24 protein-coding genes and 1 pseudogene are annotated in these 26447 nt (G+C 66.6%); 12 read left to right on the top strand and 13 right to left on the bottom strand.

The window, feature by feature from the left end; all coding sequences use genetic code 11:
- Positions 1–2: 2 nt before the first annotated feature.
- From mtgA to mpl, 5 genes are all read right to left on the bottom strand, one after another.
- Positions 3–758 carry a monofunctional biosynthetic peptidoglycan transglycosylase gene (gene mtgA / locus AB4851_RS32975; RefSeq protein ID WP_414450383.1) on the bottom strand — a complete coding sequence of 252 codons (756 nt, stop codon included), beginning with the start codon at positions 756–758 and terminating at the stop codon, positions 3–5.
- A 21-nt stretch (positions 759–779) separates the two neighbouring features.
- The gene (aroE, locus tag AB4851_RS32980) at positions 780–1631 is read right to left on the bottom strand and encodes a shikimate dehydrogenase (protein ID WP_414443875.1); all 852 of its coding nucleotides are present in this window, start codon (positions 1629–1631) and stop codon (positions 780–782) included.
- Positions 1628–3745, bottom strand: coding sequence for an RNB domain-containing ribonuclease (locus AB4851_RS32985; protein WP_414450384.1), 2118 nt, complete (start codon positions 3743–3745; stop codon positions 1628–1630). The genes aroE and AB4851_RS32985 overlap by 4 nt, the downstream gene beginning before the upstream one ends.
- Before the next feature lie 90 nt (positions 3746–3835).
- A complete protein-coding gene (locus tag AB4851_RS32990) occupies positions 3836–4414 on the bottom strand; it encodes a YqiA/YcfP family alpha/beta fold hydrolase (protein ID WP_414450385.1) in 579 nt (192 codons plus the stop codon).
- A complete protein-coding gene (mpl, locus tag AB4851_RS32995) occupies positions 4411–5802 on the bottom strand; it encodes a UDP-N-acetylmuramate:L-alanyl-gamma-D-glutamyl-meso-diaminopimelate ligase (protein ID WP_414450386.1) in 1392 nt (463 codons plus the stop codon). Before mpl ends, AB4851_RS32990 begins: the two co-directional genes overlap by 4 nt.
- Positions 5803–5989: 187 nt before the next feature.
- Between mpl and AB4851_RS33000 the strand changes: the two genes are divergently transcribed.
- The 10 genes from AB4851_RS33000 to AB4851_RS33045 all read left to right on the top strand — a co-directional run bounded on the left by AB4851_RS33000 (position 5990) and on the right by AB4851_RS33045 (position 14108).
- Positions 5990–6652 carry a UDP-N-acetylmuramate--alanine ligase gene (locus tag AB4851_RS33000; RefSeq protein WP_414450387.1) on the top strand — a complete coding sequence of 221 codons (663 nt, stop codon included), beginning with the start codon at positions 5990–5992 and terminating at the stop codon, positions 6650–6652.
- Positions 6642–7190, top strand: a complete 549-nt coding sequence (locus AB4851_RS33005; protein WP_414443870.1) for a TlpA family protein disulfide reductase — start codon at positions 6642–6644, stop codon at positions 7188–7190. The genes AB4851_RS33000 and AB4851_RS33005 overlap by 11 nt, the downstream gene beginning before the upstream one ends.
- Before the next feature lie 194 nt (positions 7191–7384).
- Positions 7385–7837, top strand: a complete 453-nt coding sequence (aroQ, locus tag AB4851_RS33010; protein WP_414450388.1) for a type II 3-dehydroquinate dehydratase — start codon at positions 7385–7387, stop codon at positions 7835–7837.
- A 68-nt stretch (positions 7838–7905) separates the two neighbouring features.
- Entirely contained in the window at positions 7906–8370 is a 465-nt protein-coding gene (gene accB, locus AB4851_RS33015; protein ID WP_414450389.1) for an acetyl-CoA carboxylase biotin carboxyl carrier protein, read from the top strand.
- Positions 8371–8425: 55 nt separating this feature from the next.
- Positions 8426–9793 carry an acetyl-CoA carboxylase biotin carboxylase subunit gene (gene accC, locus AB4851_RS33020; RefSeq protein ID WP_414443867.1) on the top strand — a complete coding sequence of 456 codons (1368 nt, stop codon included), beginning with the start codon at positions 8426–8428 and terminating at the stop codon, positions 9791–9793.
- A gap of 2 nt (positions 9794–9795) precedes the next feature.
- A complete protein-coding gene (prmA, locus tag AB4851_RS33025; protein WP_414443866.1) occupies positions 9796–10698 on the top strand; it encodes a 50S ribosomal protein L11 methyltransferase in 903 nt (300 codons plus the stop codon).
- Between the two features lie 41 nt (positions 10699–10739).
- A complete protein-coding gene (locus AB4851_RS33030; RefSeq protein WP_414452001.1) occupies positions 10740–11996 on the top strand; it encodes a zinc-ribbon and DUF3426 domain-containing protein in 1257 nt (418 codons plus the stop codon).
- A gap of 74 nt (positions 11997–12070) precedes the next feature.
- Positions 12071–12574, top strand: a complete 504-nt coding sequence (gene tpx, locus AB4851_RS33035; protein ID WP_414450390.1) for a thiol peroxidase — start codon at positions 12071–12073, stop codon at positions 12572–12574.
- 96 nt (positions 12575–12670) lie between these two features.
- A complete protein-coding gene (locus tag AB4851_RS33040; RefSeq protein ID WP_414450391.1) occupies positions 12671–13609 on the top strand; it encodes a carbohydrate kinase family protein in 939 nt (312 codons plus the stop codon).
- 22 nt (positions 13610–13631) lie between these two features.
- Positions 13632–14108 carry a glycine zipper 2TM domain-containing protein gene (locus AB4851_RS33045; RefSeq protein ID WP_414443864.1) on the top strand — a complete coding sequence of 159 codons (477 nt, stop codon included), beginning with the start codon at positions 13632–13634 and terminating at the stop codon, positions 14106–14108.
- Positions 14109–14394: 286 nt separating this feature from the next.
- On the opposite strand, the gene AB4851_RS33050 is transcribed toward AB4851_RS33045, so the two are convergent.
- The 7 genes and pseudogenes from AB4851_RS33050 to AB4851_RS33080 all read right to left on the bottom strand — a co-directional run bounded on the left by AB4851_RS33050 (position 14395) and on the right by AB4851_RS33080 (position 22312).
- Positions 14395–15072, bottom strand: a complete 678-nt coding sequence (locus AB4851_RS33050; RefSeq protein ID WP_414443863.1) for a histone H1-like DNA-binding protein — start codon at positions 15070–15072, stop codon at positions 14395–14397.
- Positions 15073–15100: 28 nt separating this feature from the next.
- Positions 15101–15426 (bottom strand): annotated as a pseudogene (locus AB4851_RS33055) (hypothetical protein).
- Positions 15427–15504: 78 nt separating this feature from the next.
- A complete protein-coding gene (locus tag AB4851_RS33060; RefSeq protein WP_414443862.1) occupies positions 15505–16713 on the bottom strand; it encodes a ribonucleotide-diphosphate reductase subunit beta in 1209 nt (402 codons plus the stop codon).
- Positions 16714–17062: 349 nt separating this feature from the next.
- Positions 17063–20041 carry a ribonucleoside-diphosphate reductase subunit alpha gene (locus AB4851_RS33065; protein WP_414450392.1) on the bottom strand — a complete coding sequence of 993 codons (2979 nt, stop codon included), beginning with the start codon at positions 20039–20041 and terminating at the stop codon, positions 17063–17065.
- A 463-nt stretch (positions 20042–20504) separates the two neighbouring features.
- Positions 20505–21089, bottom strand: a complete 585-nt coding sequence (ampD, locus tag AB4851_RS33070; protein ID WP_414450393.1) for a 1,6-anhydro-N-acetylmuramyl-L-alanine amidase AmpD — start codon at positions 21087–21089, stop codon at positions 20505–20507.
- Positions 21086–21388 (bottom strand): PP0621 family protein, encoded by a 303-nt coding sequence (locus AB4851_RS33075; protein WP_414450394.1) that lies wholly within the window; start codon positions 21386–21388, stop codon positions 21086–21088. Before AB4851_RS33075 ends, ampD begins: the two co-directional genes overlap by 4 nt.
- Positions 21389–21409: 21 nt before the next feature.
- Entirely contained in the window at positions 21410–22312 is a 903-nt protein-coding gene (locus AB4851_RS33080) for an inner membrane protein YpjD (RefSeq protein ID WP_414443858.1), read from the bottom strand.
- A gap of 87 nt (positions 22313–22399) precedes the next feature.
- On the opposite strand from AB4851_RS33080, the gene ffh reads away from it, so the two are divergent.
- Positions 22400–23767 carry a signal recognition particle protein gene (gene ffh / locus AB4851_RS33085; RefSeq protein WP_414443857.1) on the top strand — a complete coding sequence of 456 codons (1368 nt, stop codon included), beginning with the start codon at positions 22400–22402 and terminating at the stop codon, positions 23765–23767.
- Positions 23768–23890: 123 nt separating this feature from the next.
- Positions 23891–24442: a hypoxanthine-guanine phosphoribosyltransferase gene (locus tag AB4851_RS33090; protein WP_414443856.1), complete on the top strand. Its 552-nt coding sequence runs from the start codon at positions 23891–23893 to the stop codon at positions 24440–24442.
- Positions 24443–24574: 132 nt separating this feature from the next.
- Here AB4851_RS33090 and AB4851_RS33095 read toward each other — a convergent pair whose 3' ends face one another.
- The gene (locus tag AB4851_RS33095; RefSeq protein ID WP_414443855.1) at positions 24575–26311 is read right to left on the bottom strand and encodes a proline--tRNA ligase; all 1737 of its coding nucleotides are present in this window, start codon (positions 26309–26311) and stop codon (positions 24575–24577) included.
- Positions 26312–26447 lie beyond the last annotated feature (136 nt).

Raw genomic sequence — 26447 nt, forward strand, 5'->3', positions numbered from 1 at the left:
CGTCACTGCGAAGCCGGCAACTCCGCCGCCCCCATCCGCCGCGCGATCACGCGCGTGCGCTGGGCAAGCCAGGGCGAATTGCGATGGGCATCGAAGAACTTCGGATTGGGCAGCATCACGGCAAGCCGGGCGGCCTGCCAGGCCGTGAGCCGGCTTGCCGGCTCCTTGTAGTAGTAGCGCGCCGCCGCTTCCGCGCCGTACACGCCGCGCCCGAACTCCACCGAATTCAGATAGATCTCGAAGATCCGCTCCTTGTCGAGCAGCGTTTCGAGCATCCAGGTGATGATCAGCTCCTGCCCCTTGCGCAGATAACTCTTCTGGCTCGACAGGAACAGGTTGCGCGCGAGCTGCTGCGAGATGGTGGAGCCGCCCGCCACGATCCGCCCGCGTGCGCGGTTCCGTTCCCAGGCCTGCAGGATCGCATCGACTTCGTAGCCGTTGTTGTTGGCGAAATCGGCATCCTCGGAGGCGATCACGGCGCGCTTCAGATTGCGCGAGATCTGGTCGTAGGGCACCCACTGGTGCTGGATCGTCACCGGCGGCGTTTCGGCCTTCAGCCGCCACGCGTCAGCGCGCATGAACGCGGTCGAGCCGGGGTCGACGACGTTCCACAGGGCGATCTGCGCGAAGTAATAAAGCTGGGTGACGAGCCACGCGAGCGCCAGCACGGCCGCCACGTAAGCAGCCCAGCGCGCGAGCCCGCGCCGGCGCGCCGGGCCGGTCGTGCGAGCCTTGCCGGCACCGAGCGGGATCGCCATGGCGATGCGGAAACGGGCCGCTCAGGCCGCCGCGACGAGCGCGTCGCGCAACGCCGCGAGCACCGGCGCGCCGTCGGGCCGCACGCCGCGCCACACATGAAACGCCTCGGCGGCCTGCTCCACCAGCATGCCGAGCCCGTCGGCAGGACGCGCGCCGAGCGAGGCCGCGTGCCGCATGAAAACGGTCGGCTGGGCGCTGTACATCATGTCGTAGGCGAGCGTGCCCGCGCCGAACGCGGCCGTGTCGCACTCGGGCAGCGCGGCATCGAGGCTGCCGGCCGTGGCGTTGACGATCACGTCGTACGGACGGCGCTCGACGATCGCCGCGCTGCCGCCCGCCAACCGGCAACCGGCGTCGTGCGCGGCCTGCATGAACTGGCTGACCAGATCCTCGGCCTTGCTCGCGGTGCGGTTGACGATGGTGATCGACAGCGGTGCGCGATCGAGCATCGGCACCACCACGCCGCGCGCCGCGCCGCCCGCGCCGAGCAGCAGGATGCGCGCGCCGGCCAGCGACACGCCGAGGTTCTGCTCGATGTCGCGCACGAGGCCGACGCCGTCGGTGTTGTCGCCGTAAATGCCGCCATCGGCATCGAAACGCAGCGTATTGACCGCGCCCGCCGCCGCCGCGCGCGGCGACAGCGTATCGGCCAGCGCATGCGCTTCCAGCTTGAACGGCACCGTGACGTTGGCACCGCGCCCGCCCGCCGCGATGAATTCGCGCACCGACGCCTCGAAGCCGTCGAGCGGCGCGAGGCGGTGCGTGTAGGCCACCGGCTCACCCGTCTGCGCGGCGAACGCGGCATGGATCGCCGGCGACTTGCTGTGCGCCACCGGGTTGCCGATCACGACATAAGGGTCGCGCTCGCTCATTTTGTCTCCTCGTCGCCGGCCGCCGGGCCGGTCTGTTCTGTGTGTTCCGCGTTGCCCGCTTCCGGCGCGGCTGCGCCTTCGGCGGCATCGCCGGCCTCGGCCAATGCCTCGGCTTCGCTTTCGGCCGAATCGTCGGCGGCCTCGACGAGCGTGTCGCCCGCCGCTTCCTCGCCGCCGTCATCCTCCTCGGCCGCCTCGCCGCTCGTGACGACCGGCGCATCGAGCACGTTGAGCAGGCGCACCGACGCCTCGATCGTCAGCTCGTCGATCGACATCACGTCGAGCAGCACGCGCGTGCCGCGCGCATGCACGCCGAGCCCCGGCACATGCAGCAGCAGCGGGATTTCCTCGAGCCGCACCAAGTCGCCCTTCACCACCGCCGCCACGACCTGCCGGCGGTTTTCCTGACGCAGCCAGCGCAGGCACCAGAAATACTCCATGCGGCGCTGATGATCGGCATAGGCGGTGTAGGTATCGTCGAAGCCCTGCACGACCGCGTAAAGATCGGCGTCCTTCGGCTTGAACGGCGCGGCCAGCTTGGCCGTCACGCCGTGCTGCACGCAGGCCAGCAGTTGCCACTGGTTGACCAGGTCGACGTAGCGGCGCAGCGGCGAGGTGCTCCACGCATATTGCGCAACGCCCAGGCCTTCGTGCGGCGCGGCGGAGGTCTGCATGCGGGTGCGCTTCGGGCCGGTCGGCACGCCGAGCGCGCGCTGCGAGCGGTAGATGCCCGGCACGGTGTGATCGTGCAGGAACGCGCCCCACGTGGAATTCGACAGGATCGCCAGCTCGGAAACGATCAGGTCGAGCGGCGAGCCGCGACGCCGCGGCGTGATCGAGATGTGCTCGCCTTCCACGTAGAAGTTGTAATCGGTGTTGCGCTGCACCTCGCGCTTCAGGCCGTAGCCGGCGCGCGCCACCTGGCGCTTCTCGAACAGCGCCTGCGCGAGCGGCCACAGCACCGCGATGTCGTCCTTGTGCGGATACTCGCCGCTGCCGGCCGCGAGCGTTTCCTCGTTGACCAGCTCGTCGAGCGTGTTGTGGCGCAGGTTACTCTTCACGAACACGTATTCGGCGCGCGTTTCGTTGGCGACGATGTCCTGCGTCTCGCGGTCGACGATGATGTACAGCGACAGCGCCGGGCGGAAGCCGCCTTCCTTCAGCGTGAACACCTCCACCACGTCGTCGGGCAGCATGGTGATCTTGTCGCCGGGCATGTAGACGGTCGACAGCCGCGCGCGCGCGATCGCATCGATCGCGTCGCCGCGCGTGATGCCGAGCGCCGGCGCGGCGATGTGCACGCCGATCCGCACGCGATTCTCGGGCAGGTGCTCGACCGAGAACGCATCGTCGATTTCGGTGGTGGTCACGTCGTCGATCGAGAACGCCTCGACGTTGGCGCGCGGCAGGTCGTCCGGCAACGCGCCCACCGTGACGGGCGGGAAACCGGTGCCGTGCGGGAAGTGTTCGGCCAGGAAGCGCGCCTCGTGCAGCGCGCGCGGCGAGGCCACCCCGCCGCAATCGAGCATCAGGCGCGCCTGCGACACGCCGAGCGCGATCGCCGCGGCGTCGAGCGCCTTGTATTCGATCGAGTTCTTGTCGGGGCGTGTCAGCAACGCCAGCGCCTTGCCCTCGAACGAGGCCGGCAGCTTGCGCGCCTTCAGTTCCTCTTCGTAACCGGCCTGCACCAGCGCCTGCTGGCGCTTGCGCTCGAGCCCGGCGAGCGCCATCTTCAGTTGCTCTTCGGGCGCGCGCTGATACTGGCCGCGCCCCTTGCGGCGGAAGTACACCGGCGAGCCGTGCATGCGCAGCACCAGCGCCGCGCGCTCGACGGGGCCGTAACCGCTGCCGAAATACTCGTCGGCCAGCGCGGCATAGGCGAATTCCTCATTCGGCGCGCATTCCCAAAGGAAATCGAGGTCGATTTCCTGCGCGGCCGCGTCGGCCTGCTGCATCAGTTCGCCGGCCGCCGGCTTGTCGAACTCGATCAGCACATCCTTGGCGCGCACCTTGGCGCGCCGCCCGCCCGGCAGTTCGACCTGAAACGCGTCGCCCTGGCGCGACAGCACGCTGCCGGCCTTGAAACTGCCCGATTCCTCGAAAAAAACGTTCACTCGATTACTCTCGTTGAGACTGTCCGGCGCCGCCCGGCGGCGCCTCGTCCAGCTTGGATTGAATTCGGTTGCCGGCCCTGACGGGCACGGCTAGGGCGTTCGCGGCGCGTCGCAGAACGCCAGCACCTCGTCGGCATAGTCGGCGAACTCGCTGATGCCGTGATCGCTGCCGTCGATGAGGCGGGTGCGCGCGCCCGGATAGTGCGCGAGCATCTCGCGGTAGTCGAGCACTTCGTCGCCCGTCGCGGCGATCAGATAGTAGCGTTCCGGGCGCGTCACGGCGCGCACGCTCAACGCGTCAAGTTCGCCCAGGTGGCGCGGCTCGACGACGATGCTGCCGCCGCCGTGCCAGAGCGGCTGTTCGCCGAGATGGCGCGCCAGGTCGCGCTGCGGCAGCGTGGCCGGATTGAGCAGCACCGCGCGCCAGCCGTGCTGTTCGGCCAGCCAGGTGGCGTAATAACCGCCCAGCGAGCTGCCGATCACGGTGACCGTGTCCGGCGCCGCGCCGGCCACCTCGGCTTCGGCCCGCGCCACCGCTTCGAGCGGCGACACCGACAGCGCCGGGCAGCGCCATTCGTCGGCACGGCCGAGTTCGGCCATGCGCGCCGCCAGCAGCCGCGACTTGAACGACTGCGGCGACGACCGGAACCCGTGCAGATACAGAATCACGCGCCGCCCCGTGCGGACAGCGCGTCGAGCAGCTTCTGGTGCACGCCGCCGAAACCGCCGTTGCTCATCACGAGGATCTGGTCGCCCGGCCGGGCGGCGGCCGTGACGGCCTTGACCAGCGCGTTGAGATCGTCGAACGCCTGCGCGCGCTCGCCGAGCGGCGCCAGCGCATCGGCCAGGCTCCAGCCGAGCGCGTCGCGGCCCGACGCCGCGCCGTAGCCGAACACGAGATCGGCATCGGCCAGGCTGCCCGGCAATTGCGCCTTCATGGTGCCGAGCTTCATGGTGTTCGAGCGCGGCTCCAGCACGGCGAGGATGCGGGTGTGATCGCGGCCGATTCGCGCGCGCAGGCCGGCGATCGTGGTGTCGATCGCGGTCGGGTGGTGCGCGAAATCGTCGTAGACGGTCACGCCGTCGACGCTGCCGCGAATCTCCATGCGCCGCTTGACGTTGCGGAAGGTGGCGAACGAACGCGCCGCCTGGGCCGGCGGCACGCCGACCGAGCGCGCGGCCGCGATCGCGGCCAGCGCGTTCTGGCGGTTGTGCTCGCCCTGCACCGTCCATTCGACTTCGCCCATCCGCTCGCCGCGCCAGTAAACCGCGAAGCGCTCGTCGACGGGCACGCCGTCCTCGGCCGGCAGCGCCTGCCAGCCGCCTTCCACGCCGAAGCGTTCGACCTCGCTCCAGCAGCCGCGCGCCAGCACGCGGTCGAGCGCGGCCTCGCGGCCGTTCGAGACGATCCGGCCGACGCCCGGCACGGTGCGCACGAGGTGATGGAATTGGGTTTCGATCGCGGCGAGATCGGGGAAGATGTCGGCGTGATCGAATTCGAGGTTGTTCAGCACCGCGGTGCGCGCCCGGTAATGGACGAACTTGGAGCGCTTGTCGAAGAACGCCGTGTCGTACTCGTCGGCCTCGATCACGAAGAAGCTCGAATCGGTCAGCCGCGCCGACACGCCGAAGTTCAGCGGCACGCCGCCGATCAGGAAGCCCGGGTTCAGGCCGGAATCCTCGAGCAGCCAGGCCAGCATCGAGCTGGTGGTGGTCTTGCCGTGGGTGCCGGCCACGGCCAGCACCCACTTGCCGGCCAGCACGTGCTCGCCGAGCCACTGCGGGCCGGACGTGTACGGCAGGCCGCGATCGAGGATCGCTTCCATCAGCGGATTGCCGCGCGAGACGACATTGCCGATCACGAACAGGTCCGGCGCCAGATCGACCTGTTCGGCGCCGTAACCTTCGATCAGTTGTATACCCTGCGCTTCGAGCTGGGTGCTCATCGGCGGATAGACGCCCGCGTCGCATCCGGTCACGGTATGGCCCGCCTCGCGGGCGAGCACGGCGAGCCCGCCCATGAACGTGCCGCAGATGCCAAGAATGTGGATATGCATAGAGAGCTGTCGCGCCGCGCGGGCGCCATGCGAAGTCGCGAATCGAAACCGGCGGGCGCGCCGTGCCGCGAGGATCGCGCCGGCCGGCAGCCGGGGAAAGGCTGCCATTGTAACCGAGCCGCCTGCCCCGCCGCGTCGGCCGGGCAGGTGCTGCGCCGTCCGGCCGATCGAGTATGATTGCCGCACCATGCCTCGACACTCCCTGCTCGATCCGCGTCGCGTCCGCGAGGAAATCGCGCTCAGCGCCGCCCGCCTCATCGCCGAGGACGGGCTCGATTACGCCGCCGCGAAACGCAAGGCCGCCCGCCAGTTGCTCGGCGACACCCGGATCGCCGGGGAATGGCTGCCCGACAACGACATGATCGAGGCCGAGCTGCACGAATACATGGCGCTGTTCCAGTCCGACACGCAACCGGCCGAGCTGGCGCGGCTGCGGCAGGTGGCGCTCGACTGGATGGAGCGGCTCGCGCAGTTCGCGCCCTACCTGGCCGGCGCCGTGCTGAACGGCACCGCCAACGCGCACTCCGACATCCATCTGCAGATGTTTTCCGACAGCCAGAAGGAAGTCGCGATCTATCTGCTGAACCAGAACATCCAGTACGACGTGTCCGAAACCCGGCATTTCGCCGGTCGCGGCGACGTCGAGACCTTGAGCTTTCTTTGGCGCGAGCGTCGCGATGCCGACCCGATCGGCATTCATCTGGCACTCTACGGCGCCGACGACCTGCGCGGCGCGGTGCGCGCCGATGCGCGCGGCCGGCTCAATCGCGCCGACGCCGCGGCCCTGCGCGCGCTGCTCGACGCGCCGGCCGCCCTTTCCACCCCGATTCGATCCGAAGATGAACAGTAAACGATACCTCCCCATCGCCGTGGTCGCGGCCGTCGCGGTCGCCGGCGGTCTCGCCGCCGGCCACTGGATGCGCGGCGACGTGTTCGAGAACGCCGCCGAAGCGGCCACCGCCAAGGCCGATCCGGTCGCCACGCTGTGGGCCGCGTCAGTCACCGACGACGACGGCAAGCCGCAATCGCTGGCCGCCTTCAAGGGCCAGAAGGTCGTGGTGAACTTCTGGGCCTCGTGGTGCGGCCCCTGCGTCAAGGAAATGCCGGAACTCGTGCAGCTCTCGCACGCCTACAAGGCGAAGGGCATTCGCTTCGTCGGGGTGGCCGTCGACTCGGACAAGAACGTCCAGGCGTTCCTGCAGAAAGTGAAGGTGGACTACCCGGTATTCGTCAGCGGCTACGCCGGCGCGGATCTGGCCCGTAATTTTGGCAACACGGCCGGCGCCCTGCCGTTTACGGTCGTAATTGATGCGAACGGCCGGGTACGCATGACAAAATTAGGCGAAATCGAGCCGAACCAGCTCAAAAAGACGCTCGACACGCTTTAAGCGCGAAGCTTTTCGTATCGCGCGTTACCGGCGGTTGACCTCCGGTTCGCGGCAGATTGGCGAAAAATACCGCGAACTTCGCGCTACGGCGGGCAATTCGGCCCGCCGCGAGCAAGCGCGCCACACGGCAAAACTGGACAAATTTCTCGAAACGGCGATAAAGTGCGCCCAATTCCGCAGAAATTGAAGCGACCATGACACGATTGCTGGTACTGCACGGCCCCAACCTCAATCTTCTCGGCACCCGGGAACCCGGGGTCTACGGGCGCGTAACACTGGCCGAGATCGATCGGGCCCTGGCCGCGCGGGCCACCGAAGCGGGCGCCGAACTGACCTCGTTCCAGAGCAATCACGAAGGCGCGCTGGTCGACCGCATCCACGCTGCCCGGGACGAAAAGACCGATTTCATCGTGATCAACCCGGCCGCCTACACGCATACGAGTGTCGCGATCCGCGACGCGCTGGCCGGCGTCGCCATTCCGTTCGTCGAGGTACATCTGTCGAATGTGCACCGCCGCGAGTCGTTCCGGCATCACTCGTACTTCTCCGATCAGGCCGAAGGCGTGATCTGCGGCCTCGGCTGGAAGGGCTACCTGTACGCGCTCGAGCATGCGCTCGATACGCTGCAGGGTGCGTCGCGCCGCTGAGCAGTTTCAAGAATCCGAATCGCAGCCGGCCCGGCCGGCGCTTCACGACTAGACAAGGGGAATACCCGATGGACCTTCGCAAGCTGAAAACCCTGATCGACCTCGTCTCCGAATCCGGCATCTCCGAGCTGGAAGTCACGGAAGGCGAAGGCAAGGTGCGTATCGTCAAGAACGCGCCGCCCGTCTATGTGCAGTCCGCCCCCGGCTACCTGCCGCAAGCCGGCGCCCCCGCGCCGGCCGCGAACTTCGGCGGCGAAGCTGCCGCACCGGCCGCCGCGCCGGCGCCGGCCGCACCGCAAGGCCACGTCGTCACCTCGCCGATGGTCGGCACGTTCTACCGCGCACCGTCGCCGGGCGCCGATCCGTTCGTCCAGGTGGGCGACACGGTCAAGGAAGGCCAGACGCTGTGCATCATCGAAGCGATGAAGCTGCTCAACGAGATCGAGTCCGACAAGTCGGGCATCATCAAGGAAATCCTCGTCGAGAACGGCCAGGCGGTCGAATACGGCCAGCCGCTGTACGTGATCGGCTAAAGCCGAGCGCGCCGCCCCGCGCCAGAGCGCGCTACCGGAAAGACGAATACCCGCTATGTTTGAAAAAATCCTCATCGCCAATCGCGGCGAAATCGCCTTGCGCATCCAGCGCGCGTGCCGCGAACTCGGCGTCAAGACGGTCGTCGTGTACTCGGAAGCCGACAAGGAAGCCAAGTACGTGAAGCTGGCCGACGAAGCGGTCTGTATCGGCCCCGCTCCGTCGAACCTCAGCTACCTGAACATGCCCGCGCTGATCAGCGCGGCCGAGGTGACCGACGCGCAAGCGATCCACCCCGGCTACGGCTTCCTGTCCGAGAACGCCGACTTCGCCGAGCGCGTCGAGCAATCGGGCTTCACCTTCATCGGCCCGCGTCCGGACACGATCCGCATGATGGGCGACAAGGTCACCGCGAAGCAGACCATGATCCGCACCGGCGTGCCGTGCGTGCCGGGCTCGGAAGGCGCGCTGCCCGAAGATCCGAAGGAAATCGTCAAGATCGCGCGCGCGGTCGGCTACCCCGTCATCATCAAGGCGGCGGGCGGCGGCGGCGGCCGCGGCATGCGGGTCGTCCACACGGAAGCGGCGCTCGTCAACGCGGTCAACATGACCCGCGAGGAAGCCGGCCGTGCGTTCGGCAACCCGCAGGTGTACATGGAGAAGTACCTCGAGAATCCGCGCCACATCGAGATCCAGGTGCTGGCCGATTCGCACAAGAACGCGCTCTGGCTCGGCGAACGCGACTGCTCGATGCAGCGCCGCCACCAGAAGGTGATCGAGGAAGCGCCGGCGCCGGGCATCGCGCGCCGCCTGATCGATCGCATCGGCGACCGCTGCGCCGACGCCTGCAAGAAGATGGGCTACCTCGGCGCGGGCACGTTCGAATTCCTGTACGAGAACAACGAGTTCTACTTCATCGAGATGAACACGCGCGTGCAGGTCGAGCATCCGGTCACGGAGCTGATCACCGGCGTCGACATCGTGCAGGAACAGATCAAGATCGCGGCCGGCGAGAAGCTCGCGCTGCGCCAGCGCGACATCCAGTTCCGCGGCCACGCGATCGAATGCCGCGTGAACGCCGAAGATCCGTTCAAGTTCACGCCGTCGCCGGGCCGGATCACGTCGTGGCACACGCCGGGCGGCCCGGGCATCCGCGTCGATTCGCACGTCTACAACGGCTATTTCGTCCCGCCGAACTACGATTCGATGATCGGCAAGCTGATCGCCTACGGCGCGACGCGCGAGCAGGCCATGGCGCGCATGCGCATCGCGCTGTCGGAAATGGTCGTCGAAGGCATCCAGACGAACATCCCGCTGCACCGCGAGCTGATGCTCGACTCGAAGTTCGTCGAAGGCGGCACCAGCATCCACTATCTGGAAAATCGCTTGGCCGCCAAGCAGCAGGTCGCGCCGGACGAGGCCTGAGCATGAGCTACCGGGAACTGGTCGTCGAGCTCGCGCGCGAGCATGCGGAAGCGCTGTCGGACGCGCTGATCGAGCTGGGCGCGCTGTCGGTGTCCGTCGAGGATGCCGATGCCGACACGCCCGACGAGCAGCCGCTGTTCGGCGAGCCCGGCCTCACGCCCGAGCGCGCCGCCTGGCAACATTCGCGGGTGATCGCGCTGCTGGCGGAAACGGCCGATCCGGCCGTGCTGCTGGCCGCCGCCGCGAACGAAGTCGGCCTCGATGCCGCGCCCGCGTTCAGCGTGCGTGACGTCGAGGAGCAGGATTGGGTGCGACTCACGCAATCGCAGTTCGATCCGATCCCGATCGGCGAACGGATCTGGGTGGTGCCCTCGTGGCACGATGCACCCGATCCCGACGCGCTGGTGCTGGAGCTCGATCCGGGCCTCGCGTTCGGCACGGGCAGCCACCCCACCACGCGACTTTGCATGGAATGGCTCGAGCAAACCGTGCAGGCCGGCCAGTCGGTGCTGGACTACGGCTGCGGCTCGGGCATTCTCGCGATCCTCGCCAGGAAGTGCGGCGCGGGCGAGGTGACCGGCATCGACATCGACCCGCAAGCCGTCGAATCGGCTCGCCACAACAGCGAGCGCAATCGCGCCGACGTGACCTACGGCCTGCCGGACGATTGCCCGGCCGGTGAATTCGATATCGTGGTCGCCAACATCCTGTCGAACCCGCTCAAGCTGATGGCGTCGATGCTGGCGTCAAAGGTCAAGCCGGGCGGCCGCATCGCGCTGTCGGGCGTGCTGGCACGGCAGGCGGACGAAGTCGCGGCCGTGTATGCGCGCTATGTCAACATTTCGGTCTGGCGCGAGCACGAAGGTTGGGTGTGCCTTGCCGGAACCCGGCGCGAAAGCCATTAGAATAGGCGCTGTCCTTCACTCCGGCCCCGCTGCCCGTGACCATGCCACTCGCGACGCGCTGCCCCCACTGTGAAACCGTGTTCCGAATTCAGCCGGAACATCTGAAGCTGCACGGCGGGTTCGCGCGTTGCGGGCACTGCCAGCAGGTCTTCGACGCGGCGAATTCGCTCGTCGAGCCCGATCCCGAACTGGCCCCGGCCATCGTCGAACCGCAGCCCGCCACGGCAAGCGCGCCGTCGCAGCCGCCGCGCGTGTTCTCGGCCACCTTGGCGCACGCCGCCCCCGACCAGCCCGCGAACGGCAACTTCACGCCCGGCGATTGGGACATGTGGGCGCCCTGGCTCGACGGCGGCATCGATCCCGCGCTGCGCCATCACGGCGGCAACACCGGTACCGAGCCGCTGGTGCCGATCGAATCGGCCTCCCGTCTCGAAGCACCGGCCAATCAGGCCGGCCTGATGCGCGGGGCGATGACGCGGCCCGCGAACGGCCAGGCCGCCGCCATCCATGCCGGCGAGCATGAAGCCGCCGTGGCCACCGCGACCGTCGATACCGCATCGGTCGCCACGCTGCCGCGCGATGCGGCCGAACCGTCGCTCGGCCTTGCCGCCGCCTCGCTCCCTCCCCTCGTCGATACCGACGATCCCCTGCATCCGGTCGAAGCGGACGATCACGTCCGCGTCCACCTGCCGCCGCGCCACACGCCCCCGAACGAACCGTTCGCCGCCGAGCCCGCCGCCGACGGCCGCGTCCATTTCGCGATGACGCGCGAATCGCCGGCCACCGCACGCGGCGGCTTCGGCCGGCGCGTGTTCGGCGGCTTCGTCGCGGGCTTGCTGATCGTGGTGTTGGCGGGCCAGATGGCCTGGTGGTGCCGCGAACCGCTGATCGTGCACTGGCCGGCCAGCCAGCCGCTGTTCGCGCAGGCCTGCTCGGCGTTCGGTTGCACGCTCGAACCGCCGCGTGCGATCGACGGGCTGCGGCTCGGCGCCTCGGACCTGCGCCAGCTCGACGGCTCGCGCGTGCTCGAACTGAAGGTGCCGCTGTCGAACCGCACCACCATCGCGCTCGCCTATCCGTCGATCGAGCTGACCCTGCTCGATGCGTCGGACCGGGTGGCCGCGCGCCGCGTGCTGGCGCCCCCCGATTACGTCAGGCCGGGCACGCCGGTGGGCGCGGGCCTGCCGGCCGGCGCCACCGAAACCTCGTACGTGCGCATCGATACCGCACCGGGTGCCGCCGACGGCGCGCCCGGCATCGCCGCATCGAATTTCCGCGTCCAGATCTTCTATCCGTAAGCGCACGGCGCCCCGCACCGGGCGCGCCGGCCTCAACCTCGGCGTCGCATGACGCCCTCTCTCCGGAGTACGAAATGAGCAAAGTCACCCTGGGCGGCAACCCGATCGAACTCGCCGGCGCGTTCCCGACGGTCGGCTCGCAAGCCCCCGACTTCAAGCTGGTTGGCCAGGATCTCGGCGAGCTGTCGCTCGCGAGCTTCGCGGGCAAGCGCAAAGTGCTGAACATCGTGCCGAGCCTCGACACGCCGACCTGCGCCACGTCCACGCGCAAGTTCAACGAAGCGGCCGGCAAGCTGGCGGATACGGCCGTGGTGGTGGTGTCGGGCGACCTGCCGTTCGCCGCCAAACGCTTCTGCACGACCGAAGGCCTCGAAAACGTGTCGACGGCCTCGACGTTCCGCGGCGGCCGTGAATTCGCGAACGCCTACGGCGTCGACGTCACGAGCGGCCCGCTGAACGGCCTGACCGCACGCGCGGTGGTGGTCATCGATGCGAACGACAAGGTCGTCTATACGGAACTGGTCGGCGAAATCAAGGAAGAGCCGAACTACGACGCCGCCCTCGCCGCACTGAAGTAAGCGCTTCCGCTTAAGTACCCGCGCGCATCGCCCCGGCATGGCGGTGCGCGTCGCTTTTTCTTCTCTCGCCGCCTTCCCTTCTGAACAGGAACGACCTTGGCTACCCTGATTTGCGGTTCGATCGCCTACGACAACATCATGACCTTCGAAGGGCGCTTCCGGGAGCACATCCTGCCCGACCAGGTCCACCTCATCAACCTGAGCTTCCTGGTGCCCACCATGCGCCGCGAGTTCGGCGGCTGCGCCGGCAACATCGGCTATGCGCTGCATGCGCTCGGTGGCGATGCGCGCGTGATGGGCACGATCGGCGCCATCGACGCCCAGCTCTATCTCGACCGCTTCGATGCGCTCGGCCTGTCGCGCGACTACGTGCGCGTGGTGCCCGACACGCACTCGGCGCAGGCGATGATCACCACCGACCTCGACAACAACCAGATCGCCGCGTTCCACCCGGGCGCGATGATGCAGTCGCACCTGAACCACGCCGGCGAAGCGCGCGACATCACGCTTGCGATCGTCGGCCCGGACGGCTTCCAGGGCATGGTCCAGCACGTCGAGGAACTGGCCAAGGCAGGCGTGCCGTTCATCTTCGATCCGGGCCAGGGCCTGCCCTTGTTCGACCGCGACACGCTGCGTCGCAGCATTGAACTTGCCACCTATCTGGCGGTCAACGATTACGAAGCCAAACTGGTGAGCGACAAGACGGGCTGGTCGGAAGACGAGATCGCGAGCCGGGTCCAGGCCCTGATCATCACGCGCGGCGAACACGGCGCCACGATCCGCCACCGCGAAGGCACCGAGCAGATCCCGGTCGTGAAGGCCGAGCAGATCGTCGATCCCACCGGTTGCGGCGACGCCTTCCGCGGCGGCCTGCTGTACGGGATCGAGAAGGGGCTGGATTGGGCCACCACCGGCCGCCTCGCGAGCCTCATGGGGTCGATCAAGATCGCTCACCCGGGCCCGCAAAGCTACACGCTGAGCCGCGCGGAAATCCTGTCCCGCTTCGAGACCGCGTTCGGCTACAGTATCGAATAAGATTTGTTGGAGAGAACCACCCATGCTGACCAGGAAAACCCTCATGCTCGCCGCGATGATCACCGCTTCGGTGTCGCTCGCGGGCTGCTTCGCACCGCCGGGCTCGGCGGACGTCTATAGCTCGAGCCAGGCGAATCGCGAGCAAAGCGTCCGTCTCGGCACGATCGAAAGCGTGCGTGCCGTGCGCATCGAAAGCGACACCGGTGCCGGCTCCACGCTCGGCACGCTCGGCGGCGGCGCACTCGGTGCGGTGGCCGGCAGCGCGATCGGCGGCGGCCGAGGGTCGATCCTCACCGCAATCGCCGGCGGTATCGCCGGTGCGGTGGCAGGCAATGCGATCGGCCAGGGCATGAGCACGGCGAACGGTGTGGAAATCACCGTGCGCCTCGACAACGGCGATCTGCGTTCGATCACACAGGCCGCCACGCCTGAAGTATTCCGCGCCGGTGACCGCGTCCGCCTGCTGTCGAGCGGTGGCGTCACCCGCGTCACGCATTAGAGGAGACCTCAGCGCGCGGCTCAAGCCGCGATATCCCGCGCATACGCGATTCGTTTCGCGTATGCGTTTTTTTATGCGCGCGAGAAACGTGCGACGCGGGTGCGAAGCGTACAAAGCGTGCGAGGCCATTCCCGCCACCGCGCACGCATAAAAAAATCCCGCTGCCGAAACCGGCAACGGGATCTGATCGAGCCAACGAATCGGCCCGCTACATCATCTGCTTCAGGCTATACAACGCAGGCCGCACGGTGCCGCGCAACCGGTCTACGGTCGCGCGGCAAACCGATTACGGACGGCTGCCCGTCGGGAACGGCCATGCCGCTGCCGGGTTCAGCGCGGTCTTCGCACCCGAGGACGGTGCCACCGACGCCGTCGACGCCGTGGTCGTCGCCGGAGCGGCTGCGGCCTTCTTCGCGGCTGCCTTCTTGGCCGGCGCTGCCTTCTTGGCGGCCGGTGCCTTCTTCGCTGCCGGGGCTGCCTTCTTGGCTGCCGGCGCCTTCTTCGCTGCCGGTGCGGCTGCGGCCTTCTTGGCGGCCGGTGCAGCCTTCTTCGCTGCCGGTGCCTTCTTGACGGCAGCAACCTTCTTCACTGCTGCCTTCTTGGCGGCCGGTGCTGCCTTCTTGGCAGCAACCTTCTTCACGGCAACTTTCTTCGCTGCAACCTTCTTCGCTGCCGGCGCCTTCTTGGCGGCAACCTTCTTCACCGCTGCCTTCTTGGCGGCCGGTGCTGCCTTCTTCGCGGCAACCTTCTTCACTGCGACCTTCTTCGCAGCAACCTTCTTCACCGCTGCCTTCTTGGCGGCCGGTGCTGCCTTCTTCGCGGCAACCTTCTTCACCGCGACTTTCTTCGCAGCAACCTTCTTCACTGCGACCTTCTTCGCCGGGGCAGCCTTCTTCGCTGCGACCGGTGCGGCCTTCTTGGCGGCGACTTTCTTCGCAGCCGGTTTCTTCTTGGCAACTGCCATGATGTTCTCCTTCAGGTTCAGATGAGAGTCAGTTCAAACACCCTTCGTCAAAACCCGTTTCTCGCGGACGGTATAGGCGTAACGCGCGCTACGAAGCGGGCTATTCATCGGCGTACGCTTCCTGCTCGCGCTTACGCTAATGAATACGGTAAGGCGCGCCGTGCCCTGCGGCACCGCGCGCCAGATCAAGTGGGCAGCCGACGCCGTTCGCGCCGTCGCCCCGAATCGCTTGATAAAGACGGGAGGCTCGAGGCCTGCCGGCTTTTCCGGAGGGAAGTTTGCCCAGCCCACTGAAGGGTTCGCAAGGTGCCTGTCATATCTGAGCGCCGTATCGGCGCAGGCCACGCTTTGCATCAGGCGTTCTGCTCCTAAACCTTGCGCCGGGCGTGCACGCCCGGCGGTTCACATACTGCTGACGGAGTCGCGCCCGGGTTATTCCCAGGACAGCGCGCCACCCGTCTGATACTCGATCACTCGCGTCTCGAAGAAGTTCCGCTCTTTCTTCAAATCGATCATCTCGCTCATCCACGGGAACGGGTTTTCTTCGTTCTGATAAAGCGCGTCGAGGCCAATTTGCTGGCAACGACGATTCGCGATGAAGCGCAGATAACCCTTGAACATGCCCGCGTTCAGACCGAGCACGCCGCGCGGCATCGTGTCTTCAGCGTAGCGATACTCGAGCTCGACTGCATGCTTGAACAGTTCGCGGATCTCGGCGCGGAACTCGTTCGTCCACAGATGCGGATTCTCGAGCTTGATCTGGTTGATCAGGTCGATGCCGAAATTGCAGTGCATCGACTCGTCGCGCAGGATGTACTGATACTGCTCCGCGGCGCCCGTCATCTTGTTCTGGCGGCCCAGCGCGAGAATCTGCGTGAAGCCGACATAGAAGAACAGGCCTTCCATGATGCAGGCGAACACGATCAGCGACTTCAGCAATTTCTGGTCCGCGTCGGGCGTGCCCGTCACGAACGCCGGGTCCGTCAGCGTGTGGATGAACGGAATCAGGAACTCGTCCTTGTCGCGGATCGATTTGATCTCGTGATACGCGTTGAACATCTCGCCTTCATCGAGGCCGAGCGATTCGACGATGTACTGATAGGCGTGGGTGTGGATCGCTTCCTCGAACGCCTGGCGCAGCAGGTACTGCCGGCACTCGGGCGCGGTGATGTGGCGATAGGTGCCCAGCACGATGTTGTTCGCGGCGAGCGAATCGGCGGTCACGAAGAAGCCGAGGTTGCGCTTGACGATGCGTCGCTCGTCTTCGGTCAGACCGTTCGGATCTTTCCACAGCGCGATGTCGCGGGACATGTTCACTTCCTGCGGCATCCAGTGGTTCGCACAACCCGCCAGATACTTTTCCCACGCCCACTTGTATTTGAACGGCACCAACTGATTGACGTCGGTCTTGCCGTTGATGATGCGCTTGTCGTCGATATTGACGCGCTCTTGCGAGCCGGCCAAGGGCGCTGCCGCCGGTGCGTACGGTGCGACCGCGAGGTCGCCTTCGAAAATGTCGCGTACCGACGGAGCCTGATGAGCGGCAGGCGCTGCCTGCACACCGACAGCCATTCCGGCGGGGGCGCGTTGCGCTCCACTCGCGGGCGTTGCGGCCGTCTTCTCGTCATCCCAATTGAGCATAAATTCTCACCATCAATTTAGAACGGTTTGTACCATCTTTTCTTGAGCGATAAAAGGGTTCGCTCATGAAAAATCCTGTTTTCGATTCGCGCTGCGACCTCGATACAACACTTCGCGCAGCATGAGACCGATCGCGATGCATGACTCGCGAGTGATGCGGTGGGTTCGGGACATCGAGCGATGATCGTCGAGTGTGCGACTGCGTCGCCCGATCGTCCCGCTCACGGCACTCGCGATGCGTGTCGCGAGACTGCCAAAGTACGGATTCCTTATCCGTTTGTAGTCAACGACGGCGCGCAGTTCAACCTTCGTCTCGAATGCGCGCCGCGTTCACTTCAACGTGCCGCGCTTACTGGCACGCTTCGCACTCTTCGAAGCCCGCGTCGCCCGGACGCATCGTGCAGACCGGACCATCGGCTTCGATGGGTGCCGCGTTCAAGGCGCCCGACACATCCGAGCCACCCGCCGCGCCGAAACCACCGGCCGCGCCTTGCGCACCGCCGGCCGAACCGCCGCCGCTCATGCCGCCGGACGGCACCGCGTTCAGTGCGCCGTGCGCCACCGTCGACTTCTCGACGTGCGTCGCCGCCATCGTGCGGAGATAGTAGGTGGTCTTCAGGCCACGCAGCCAAGCGAGCTTGTAGATCTCGTCGAGCTTCTTGCCCGATGCACCGGCCATGAAGATGTTGAGCGACTGCGCCTGGTCGATCCACTTCTGACGACGCGAGGCGCCTTCGACCAGCCACTTCGGATCGACTTCGAACGCCGTCGCGTAGATGGCGCGCAGGTCCGAGGGGATTCGATCGATGCGCGAGAGCATGCCGTCGAAGTACTTCAGGTCGGCGACCATCACTTCGTCCCACAGGCCGCGTTCCTTCAGGTCGCGCACCAGGAACTCGTTGACCACCGTGAACTCGCCCGACAGGTTCGACTTCACGAACAGGTTCTGGAAGGTCGGCTCGATACACGGCGAGACGCCGATGATGTTCGAGATGGTGGCGGTCGGCGCGATCGCGATGCAGTTCGAGTTGCGCATGCCGTGGACGGCGATCCGCTCACGCAGCGGCGCCCAGTCGAGCGATTCGCTCATGTCGACTTCGACATAGCCGCCGCGCGCTTCTTCCAGCAGCTTCAGCGAATCCTGCGGGAGGATGCCGCGATCCCACAGCGAACCGCGGTAGCTCGAGTAGCGGCCGCGCTCTTCCGACAGCTCGGTCGACGCCCAGTAGGCGTAGTAGCAGACCGCTTCCATCGAACGGTCGGCGAACTCGACCGCCGCATCCGACGAGAACGGCGTGCGCAGCAGGTGCAGGCAATCCTGGAAGCCCATGATGCCCATGCCGACCGGGCGGTGCTTCAGGTTCGAGTTACGTGCCTTCGCCACCGCGTAGTAATTGATGTCGATGACGTTGTCGAGCATGCGCATCGCCACGCTGATGGTGCGCTTGAGCTTGTCGTGGTCGAGCGCGTAGTTGCCGTCCGCCTGCTTGACCAGGTGAGCGACGAGGTTGACCGAGCCGAGGTTGCAGACCGCGATTTCGGTGTCGCTCGTGTTCAGCGTGATTTCCGTGCACAGGTTCGACGAGTGGACGACACCGACGTGCTGCTGCGGGGAACGGATATTGCAGGGATCCTTGAACGTGATCCACGGGTGGCCCGTTTCGAACAGCATGCCGAGCATCTTGCGCCAGAGTTGCTGCGCCGGAATCTTCTTGAACAGCTTCAGCTCGCCGCGCGCGACCTTCTGTTCGTAGCCGACATAGGCCGCTTCGAATTCGGCGCCGAACTTGTCGTGCAGATCCGGGCAGGTCGACGGCGAGAACAGCGTCCAGTCGGTGCCTTCCATCACGCGCTTCATGAACAGGTCGGGAATCCAGTTCGCCGTGTTCATGTCGTGGGTACGGCGGCGATCGTCGCCGGTGTTCTTGCGCAGCTCGAGGAATTCCTCGATGTCCAGGTGCCACGTCTCGAGGTACGCGCACACCGCGCCCTTGCGCTTGCCGCCCTGGTTGACCGCCACGGCCGTGTCGTTGACGACCTTCAGGAACGGCACCACGCCTTGCGACTTGCCGTTCGTGCCCTTGATATGCGAACCGAGCGCACGCACGCGCGTCCAGTCGTTGCCGAGGCCGCCGGCAAACTTCGAGAGCAGCGCGTTTTCCTTCAGCGCTTCATAAATGCCGTCGAGATCGTCGGCAACCGTCGTCAGGTAGCACGACGACAACTGCGAGCGGCGCGTGCCCGAGTTGAACAGCGTCGGGGTGGAGCTCATGAAGTCGAAGCTCGACAGCACGTTGTAGAACTCGATCGCCCGCGCTTCGCGGTCGACTTCGTTCAGCGACAGGCCCATCGCCACGCGCATGAAGAACGCTTGCGGCATTTCGATGCGGGTGCCGTCGACGTGCAGGAAGTAGCGGTCGTACAGCGTCTGCAGGCCCAGATAGCCGAACTGCAGGTCGCGGCTTGCGTCGAGCGCGGCGCCCAGGCGCGGCAGATCGAACTGCAGCAGCTTGTCGTCGAGCAGCTCGGCTTCGACGCCGCGCTTCAGGAATTGCGGGAAGTATTCGACGTAGCGCGCCTGCATCTCGCCTTGCAGCACTTCCTCGCCGAGGATTTCGCGACGGATCGTGTGCAGCAGGATGCGCGACGTGACCTGGCTGTAAGCCGGGTCCTTCTCGATCATCGTGCGGGCGGCCAGGATCGCCGAGTCGTAGACCTGGCTCAACGGCACGCCGTCGTACAGGTTCTTGATCGTTTCCGTGACGATCGGCTCCGGGTTGACGGCATCGCCCAGCCCTTCGCAGGCCGCGCCGACCAGCGCACGCAGGTCGGCCAGGTCGAGCGGACGCGTCACGCCCTTGTCGGTCACGTTCAGGCCGACGGTGCCGGCCGGTGCGTCGACCGGCGCGTCGGCATGCGCGCGCTCGAGGTGACGCTTCTCGCGGTACAGCACGTAGGCGCGTGCGACGTTGTGCTCGCCGCCGCGCATCAGCGCCAGTTCGACCTGATCCTGGATGTCTTCGATATGGAACGTGCCGCCGTTCGGGCGGCTGCGCACCAGCGCGCGCACGACGCTTTGCGTCAGTTGCTCGACCAGTTCGCGCACACGCGCCGACGCGGCACCCTGGCCGCCGTTCACCGCGAGGAACGCCTTCGTCACGGCGATCGCGATTTTCGACGGCTCGAACGCCACCACGCTGCCGTTACGGCGGATCACCTTGTAGTCGGCGAACGTCGCCTGCGGCGCCAGTGCGGGCGCCTGCGAAGCCGTTCCAAGAGGGCGCTGCGCGCTCTCGTATTGGGACGTCCCGGTGTCGGTCGTTTGCATGTGCAAAGCTCCTGGTGTTGGATGGTGCGGAGAGATCCGCGGATTTGAAGATTAATGCGCCGGGCTTGGCGCGGGCGGCAAAACACAATAGCGGCACGGGCCGCGCGATACCGTACAACCGACGTCTGTTTTCGTCATGCGTATCGCGCCCCTTGCCGCCTGGTGTGTCTGCGCTATCCGCGGCGCGCCGGGCTGGCCAGGCGCCGCGCTCAGAATTCGTGCCGGCAGCCCCCTGCCGGTGGAGCGGGCCACCTTGGCGGCGCCCACTGTTTTAACACTATATCTAGTGACAAACTCGTCAACTGGCACCAAGTATAGTGGACGTTCTTACTATCTCAAAACGGAAAATTTGGGGCTTCGCTATTGACAGCGAAGCACATTGGCGAAGGCGTAGACGGGGCAAGGATCAGGCGAAATCGTCGCGGCAGCGCAGCGTGCCGAGCGGTGCTCGACGCCCGCCCGGTTAGCGACGATAAGGAAAGGATTCGGGGCCGAGGCCGGTATCGCTCGCATAGCGTTGCCAATCGAAGCACGGGCCGGGGTCGGTCTTGCGGCCCGGCGCGATGTCGGCATGCCCCGCCACCGCCTCGACCGGATAGCGGGCGGCGAGCGCGCGCGTCAGCGTGGCCAGCGTGGCGTATTGCGACGGCTCGAACGGCTGGTCGTCGGCGCCTTCGAGTTCGATGCCGATGGAAAAATCGTTGCAGCGCTCGCGGCCAAGGAAGTTCGACGCGCCGGCGTGCCAGGCACGCGCGTCGCACGACACGAACTGCACCAGCTCGCCATCGCGGCGGATCAGGAAATGCGCCGAGACGCGCAGGCCGCGCAGGTTGGCATCGAAATAGGGATGGGCATCGCAATCGAGCCGGTTCTGGAACAGCGCCTCGATCGCCCCGCCGCCGAACTCGCCGGGCGGCAGGCTGATGTTGTGCACCACCAGCAGCGTGGGCGTCACCCCTGCCGGCCTGGCCTCGTGATTCGGCGACGGCGCGTGGCGCGCACCGCGCACCCAGCCGTACGCGTCGATCACCGGCAGCGCTTGCGTCACGCGCCGCGGCCGGCCGACGTCGTGTGACGTGCCGCGTGCTCGGTGCTGCAGAAGAATTCGCCGCCGGCGGACACCGCCTCGCCCTTCGGCGTGTGCACGCCGCAGTGCGCGCAGCGCACCATCGGCTCGGGCAGCGCGGCGGCGCGCTCGGCCGACGGCCGCGCGCCGCCGAAGCCGCGCCCGGAAGACGGGCCGCCGGCCGAGCCGCCGCGTGCGGTGCGTTCCTGCGCCTGGCGCAGCTTGCGCGCCACCCAGGAGCCGGCGAAGAACAGGAGGATCAGCAGGAGAAGGTTACGCATCGAATTCAGACCATCAGACCATCAGACCACGGAACGGTGCAGCAGCACCTCGAGCACGAAGCGGCTGCCGACATAGGCAAGCAGCAGCGCGCCGAACGAGGCGAGCACCCAGCGTGCGGCGCCGCGCCCGCGCCAGCCCGACAGGCGGCGCGCGACGAGGATACCGCCGAACATGAACCACGAGAGGATCGCGAACACCGTCTTGTGATCGAAGCGCAGCGCGCGCGCATCCACCTGCTCGCTGAACAGGATGCCCGAGGCGAGCGTGAGTGTCAGCAGCACGAAGCCGGCGGCGATCAGACGGAACAGCAGCTTTTCGAGCGTCAGCAGCGGCGGCAGCGTTTCGAGCCAGCCCGCCAGGAAACTGGCCGACTCGATCCGCGCGCCTTGCCGCAGCGCCTGCAGGCGGCGCTCGACCATCAGCATCAGCACCGCATGCAGTGCCGCGATCGCGAACAATCCGTAGGCGATGTTGGCGATCAGGAAGTGCATCTTGAACAATGGCGCGGCCGCATACGGCAGCACGCGCACGCCGCCGAACGCGAGCGGCAGCAGCGAAGCGGCGCAGGCCAGCGGCAGCACCAGCAGGCGCAGGCTGTCGAGCCGGAAGAAGAAGCTCTCGATCCAGTAGATGCCGGCGCCGAGCCAGAACATCGCCGACAACGCGAACGCGAAGCCGAACACCATCGAATCGTGCGGGAAGATGGTGGCGTGCAGCAGCACGCCGTGGGCGAGCAGCGCCGCGAACAGCAGCGCGCGGCCCGTGCCGCTCACCCCGGACGCGGCGGATGCGCGCAGGTCCCGCGGCACGGGAGGCACGCTCGCGACGAGCGGCTGCGCAAGGCCGGAACGGTGCGCGCGCCATCCTGCGACGGACAGGCCGCCGTACAGGAGCGCGGTGAGGGCATACAGTACAATATCCATGTTCGAAGTTTACACTAGGCCCCTTGCCTGCGACGGCTGTCAATATAGCCGACGCCAGCCTTCAGGCCCCACTGTCCATCGCTCCCCATGCTCGACAATCTCACCCAACGGATGGCGCGCGTCGTCAAGACGCTGCGCGGCGAAGCCCGTCTCACCGAAGCGAACACGCAGGAGATGCTGCGTGAAGTCCGGCTCGCGCTGCTCGAGGCCGACGTTTCGCTGCCGGTCGTCCGCGAATTCATCGCCAAGGTCAAGGAAAAGGCGCTCGGCGAGGATGTGATCAGCAGCCTGTCGCCGGGCCAGGCGCTCGTCGGCGTGGTGCAGAAGGAACTGACCGCGGTGATCGGCGGCGACTACGAAGGCAAGGCCGCCGAGCTGAACCTCGCCGTCACGCCGCCCGCGATCATCCTGATGGCCGGCCTGCAAGGCGCGGGCAAGACCACCACGGTCGGCAAGCTCGCCAAGCTGCTGCGCGACAAGCAGAAGAAGAAAGTGCTGACGGTGTCGTGCGACATCTACCGCCCCGCCGCGATCGCCCAGTTGAAAACGGTGAGCGAACAGGTCGGCGCCGAATTCTTCCCGTCCACGCCGGACCAGAAGCCCGTCGAGATCGCGCGCGCCGCGGTCGACTGGGCCAAGCGCCATTACTGCGACGTGCTGATCGTCGACACGGCCGGCCGCCTCGGTATCGACGAGGCGATGATGAAGGAAATCGCCGACCTGCACGCGGCGCTCGATCCGGCCGAAACGCTGTTCGTGGTCGACGCGATGCTGGGCCAGGATGCCGTCAACACCGCCAAGGCGTTCAACGACGCCCTGCCGCTCACGGGCGTGGTGCTGACCAAGCTCGACGGCGATTCGCGCGGCGGCGCGGCGCTGTCGGTGCGCCACATCACCGGCAAGCCGATCAAGTTCGTCGGCGTGGCCGAAAAGCTCGACGGCCTCGAAGTGTTCCACCCGGATCGCATGGCGAACCGCATCCTCGGCATGGGCGACATCCTCGCGCTGGTCGAGGAAGCGCAGCGCGGCGTCGACATGCAGGCGGCCGAAAAGCTCGCCAACAAGGTCAAGAAGGGTGGCGATTTCGACCTCGACGATTTCCGCGCGCAAATCTCCCAGATGAAGAACATGGGCGGCCTGTCGTCGCTGATGGACAAGCTGCCGGCGCAGTTCCAGCAAGCCGCCGCCGGCGCCAACATGGGCATGGCCGAGAAGCAGATCCGCCGCATGGAAGGCATCATCAACTCGATGACGCCGACCGAGCGCGCCAAGCCCGAACTGATCAAGGCCACCCGCAAGCGCCGCATCGCGGCCGGCGCGGGCGTGCCGGTGCAGGAAGTCAACCGCATGCTGAATCAGTACGACCAGATGCGCACGATGATGAAGAAGCTGAAGGGCGGCAACATGCAGAAAATGATGCGCGGCCTGAAGGGCATGATGCCGGGCATGCGTTAAGCCGCCCCGCATCGAATTTTGCCGCGCCCCACGCGGCACGATGCGAGGTATATCCTACTCACGCATCGTCCGCCGGCCCGTTCGCGGGCCGTTTCCGATTGATCCGATCGCACCTCAGAACCCATGAACCGCGAAGAAGCCCTTCAGATATTCCAGCACTCCGAGCAGATCGTCTCCGCCGAGGAGGTCAACGCCTCGATCTCGCGGATGGCCTCCGCGATCCGCGACGAAATCGGCGATGCGTTCCCGCTCGTGCTGTCGGTGATGGGCGGCGCGGCCGTGTTCACCGGCATGCTGCTGCCGCACCTCGATTTCCCGCTCGAGTTCGACTACATCCACCTGACGCGCTACCGGAACACCACCCAGGGCAGCCCGGAAATGCACTGGCGCGTGGCGCCGCGCGAATCGGTGAAGGATCGCATCGTGATCGTGCTCGACGACATTCTCGACGAAGGCGAAACGATGGCCGCGATCCGCGACCGCATCCTCGACATGGGCGCGAAGCGGTTCCTGTCCGCCGTGCTGTGCGAAAAGACGCTCGCCAAGGACAAGCCGCTGCATCCGGATTTCTGCGGTTTTTCGGTGCCGGATCGTTACGTGTTCGGCTGCGGCATGGATGCCAAGGGCTACTGGCGCAACCTGCCGACGATCCGCGCGCTGACGGCCGAGGTCTGACGCCGGCCAACGCCAGCGCCACGCGCGCGGCCCCCCGCACAAAACAAAACGGCTCGCGCCAGAACGCGAGCCGTTTTTTCATGGGCAGCCCCGGGAACGGCGCGCCGAGGCGCCCTTCCCGCCGGCCCGCGTTCAGCGCGCGAGCGCTTCGCGCACCTTCTCGATCACCGTCAGCGCCGCGCCCTGAACCGGCAGCAGCGTCGCCTCGGTTTCGCGACGGCCCTGATACTCGATCTTGCCGTCCTTCAGGCCACGATCGCCGATCACGAGGCGGTGCGGCACGCCGATCAATTCCCAATCGGCGAACATCACGCCGGGGCGCTCGCCGCGATCGTCGAGGATCACGTCGATGCCGGCTGCCAGCAGGTCCGCGTGCAGCGTATCGGCCGCTTCGCGCACCGCTTCGCTGCGGTCATAGCCCATCGGGCACAGCACGACCTGGAACGGCGCGATCGATTCGGGCCAGATGATGCCCTTGTCGTCGAAGTTCTGTTCGATCGCGGCGCCGAGAATGCGCGTGACGCCGATCCCGTAGCAACCCATTTCCATCGGCTGCGGCTTGCCGTTTTCATCGAGGAACGTCGAACCGAGCGCCTTCGAGTACTTGGTGCCGAGCTGAAACACGTGGCCGACTTCGATGCCACGGCAGATGTCGAGCACGCCCTTGCCGTCCGGCGACGCGTCGCCCTTCCTGACGTTGCGCAGGTCGGCAACGACCGGCTCGGGCAGGTCGCGGCCCCAGTTCACGCCGGCGATGTGGTAATCCACCTCGTTGGCGCCCACCACGAAATCGCTCATGTTCGCGACTGTGCGATCGGCGATCACCTTGACCGGCTTCTTGGTGCCGATCGGGCCGAGGTAGCCCGGCGGCGTGCCGAACCATTCGACGATCTCGGCTTCGGTCGCCATCCGATAACCGGCCAGGCCCGGCTGCTTCGACGCCTTGATCTCGTTCAGTTCGTGATCGCCGCGCATCATCAACAGCCAGATGGTGGGTTCGGCGCCTTCGTTGTCGGTCGCGACGATGATCGACTTGATGGTGCGTTCCAGCGGGATATTCAGCAGCTCGGCCACCGCTTCGCACTTCGCCTTGCCCGGCGTGGCGACCTTGGCGAGCGCCTCGGCCGGCGCCGCGCGGCTGGCGATCAGCGGCAGCGCTTCGGCCGCCTCGACGTTCGCCGCGAAATCGGAGGTCGGGCAATAGGCGATCGCGTCCTCGCCGGTGTCGGCGATCACGTGGAATTCATGCGAGCCGCTGCCGCCGATCGAGCCGTTGTCGGCCGCCACCGCACGGAATTCGAGGCCGATGCGCGTGAACACGCGCACGTAGGCTTCGTACATCTTGCGGTACGACTCCTTGAGGCCGGCCTGATCCTTGTCGAACGAATAGGCGTCCTTCATGATGAATTCGCGGCCGCGCATCACGCCGAAGCGCGGGCGGATCTCGTCGCGGAACTTGGTCTGGATCTGATAGAAGTTCACCGGCATTTGCCGGTAGCTCTTGATCTGCGCGCGCGCGATGTCGGTGATGACTTCCTCGTGCGTCGGCCCGATCACGAAGTCGTTGTCCTTGCGATCCTTGAAGCGCAGCAGTTCGGGGCCGTACTGCACCCAGCGGCCCGATTCCTGCCAGAGCTCGGCCGGCTGGACGGCCGGCATCAGCAGTTCGATCGCACCTGCCCGGTTCATCTCCTCGCGCACGATCGCCTCGACCTTGCGAATCGAGCGCAGGCCGATCGGCAGATAGTTGTAGATACCGCCGGCGACGCGGCGAATCATGCCGGCGCGCACCATCAGTTTGTGGCTGACGATCTCGGCGTCGGCGGGAGCTTCCTTCAGGGTGCCGATAAAGAAACGGGAGGCTTTCATGCGGACAGTTCCAGAAACGACGGCCCAACGCGGGGCCGCCGGAAAAAGGCGAAAAGGGGTGGATAACTGCGCGCAACGGTGTGCAACGAGGCGATCGTGGCGCAGATGACGTAGCAGACGAATCGGGGACAGTGTA

Source organism: Burkholderia sp. 22PA0099 (assembly GCF_047497165.1).
GTDB lineage: Bacteria > Pseudomonadota > Gammaproteobacteria > Burkholderiales > Burkholderiaceae > Burkholderia.

Excerpts from the sequence above, each read along its gene's own strand:
- mtgA (WP_414450383.1), bottom strand. The coding sequence starts at position 758 with ATGGCGATCCCGCTCGGTGCCGGCAAGGCTCGCACGACCGGCCCGGCG.
- AB4851_RS33075 (WP_414450394.1), bottom strand. The coding sequence starts at position 21,388 with ATGCGTAACCTTCTCCTGCTGATCCTCCTGTTCTTCGCCGGCTCCTGG.
- AB4851_RS33090 (WP_414443856.1), top strand. The coding sequence starts at position 23,891 with ATGAACCGCGAAGAAGCCCTTCAGATATTCCAGCACTCCGAGCAGATC.
- AB4851_RS33030 (WP_414452001.1), top strand. The coding sequence starts at position 10,740 with ATGCCACTCGCGACGCGCTGCCCCCACTGTGAAACCGTGTTCCGAATT.
- ffh (WP_414443857.1), top strand. The coding sequence starts at position 22,400 with ATGCTCGACAATCTCACCCAACGGATGGCGCGCGTCGTCAAGACGCTG.
- AB4851_RS33005 (WP_414443870.1), top strand. The coding sequence starts at position 6,642 with ATGAACAGTAAACGATACCTCCCCATCGCCGTGGTCGCGGCCGTCGCG.
- AB4851_RS33095 (WP_414443855.1), bottom strand. The coding sequence starts at position 26,311 with ATGAAAGCCTCCCGTTTCTTTATCGGCACCCTGAAGGAAGCTCCCGCC.
- tpx (WP_414450390.1), top strand. The coding sequence starts at position 12,071 with ATGAGCAAAGTCACCCTGGGCGGCAACCCGATCGAACTCGCCGGCGCG.
- mpl (WP_414450386.1), bottom strand. The coding sequence starts at position 5,802 with ATGCATATCCACATTCTTGGCATCTGCGGCACGTTCATGGGCGGGCTC.
- AB4851_RS33050 (WP_414443863.1), bottom strand. The coding sequence starts at position 15,072 with ATGGCAGTTGCCAAGAAGAAACCGGCTGCGAAGAAAGTCGCCGCCAAG.
- accB (WP_414450389.1), top strand. The coding sequence starts at position 7,906 with ATGGACCTTCGCAAGCTGAAAACCCTGATCGACCTCGTCTCCGAATCC.
- AB4851_RS33060 (WP_414443862.1), bottom strand. The coding sequence starts at position 16,713 with ATGCTCAATTGGGATGACGAGAAGACGGCCGCAACGCCCGCGAGTGGA.
- prmA (WP_414443866.1), top strand. The coding sequence starts at position 9,796 with ATGAGCTACCGGGAACTGGTCGTCGAGCTCGCGCGCGAGCATGCGGAA.
- aroQ (WP_414450388.1), top strand. The coding sequence starts at position 7,385 with ATGACACGATTGCTGGTACTGCACGGCCCCAACCTCAATCTTCTCGGC.
- accC (WP_414443867.1), top strand. The coding sequence starts at position 8,426 with ATGTTTGAAAAAATCCTCATCGCCAATCGCGGCGAAATCGCCTTGCGC.
- AB4851_RS33045 (WP_414443864.1), top strand. The coding sequence starts at position 13,632 with ATGCTGACCAGGAAAACCCTCATGCTCGCCGCGATGATCACCGCTTCG.
- AB4851_RS33000 (WP_414450387.1), top strand. The coding sequence starts at position 5,990 with ATGCCTCGACACTCCCTGCTCGATCCGCGTCGCGTCCGCGAGGAAATC.
- aroE (WP_414443875.1), bottom strand. The coding sequence starts at position 1,631 with ATGAGCGAGCGCGACCCTTATGTCGTGATCGGCAACCCGGTGGCGCAC.
- AB4851_RS33080 (WP_414443858.1), bottom strand. The coding sequence starts at position 22,312 with ATGGATATTGTACTGTATGCCCTCACCGCGCTCCTGTACGGCGGCCTG.
- AB4851_RS33065 (WP_414450392.1), bottom strand. The coding sequence starts at position 20,041 with ATGCAAACGACCGACACCGGGACGTCCCAATACGAGAGCGCGCAGCGC.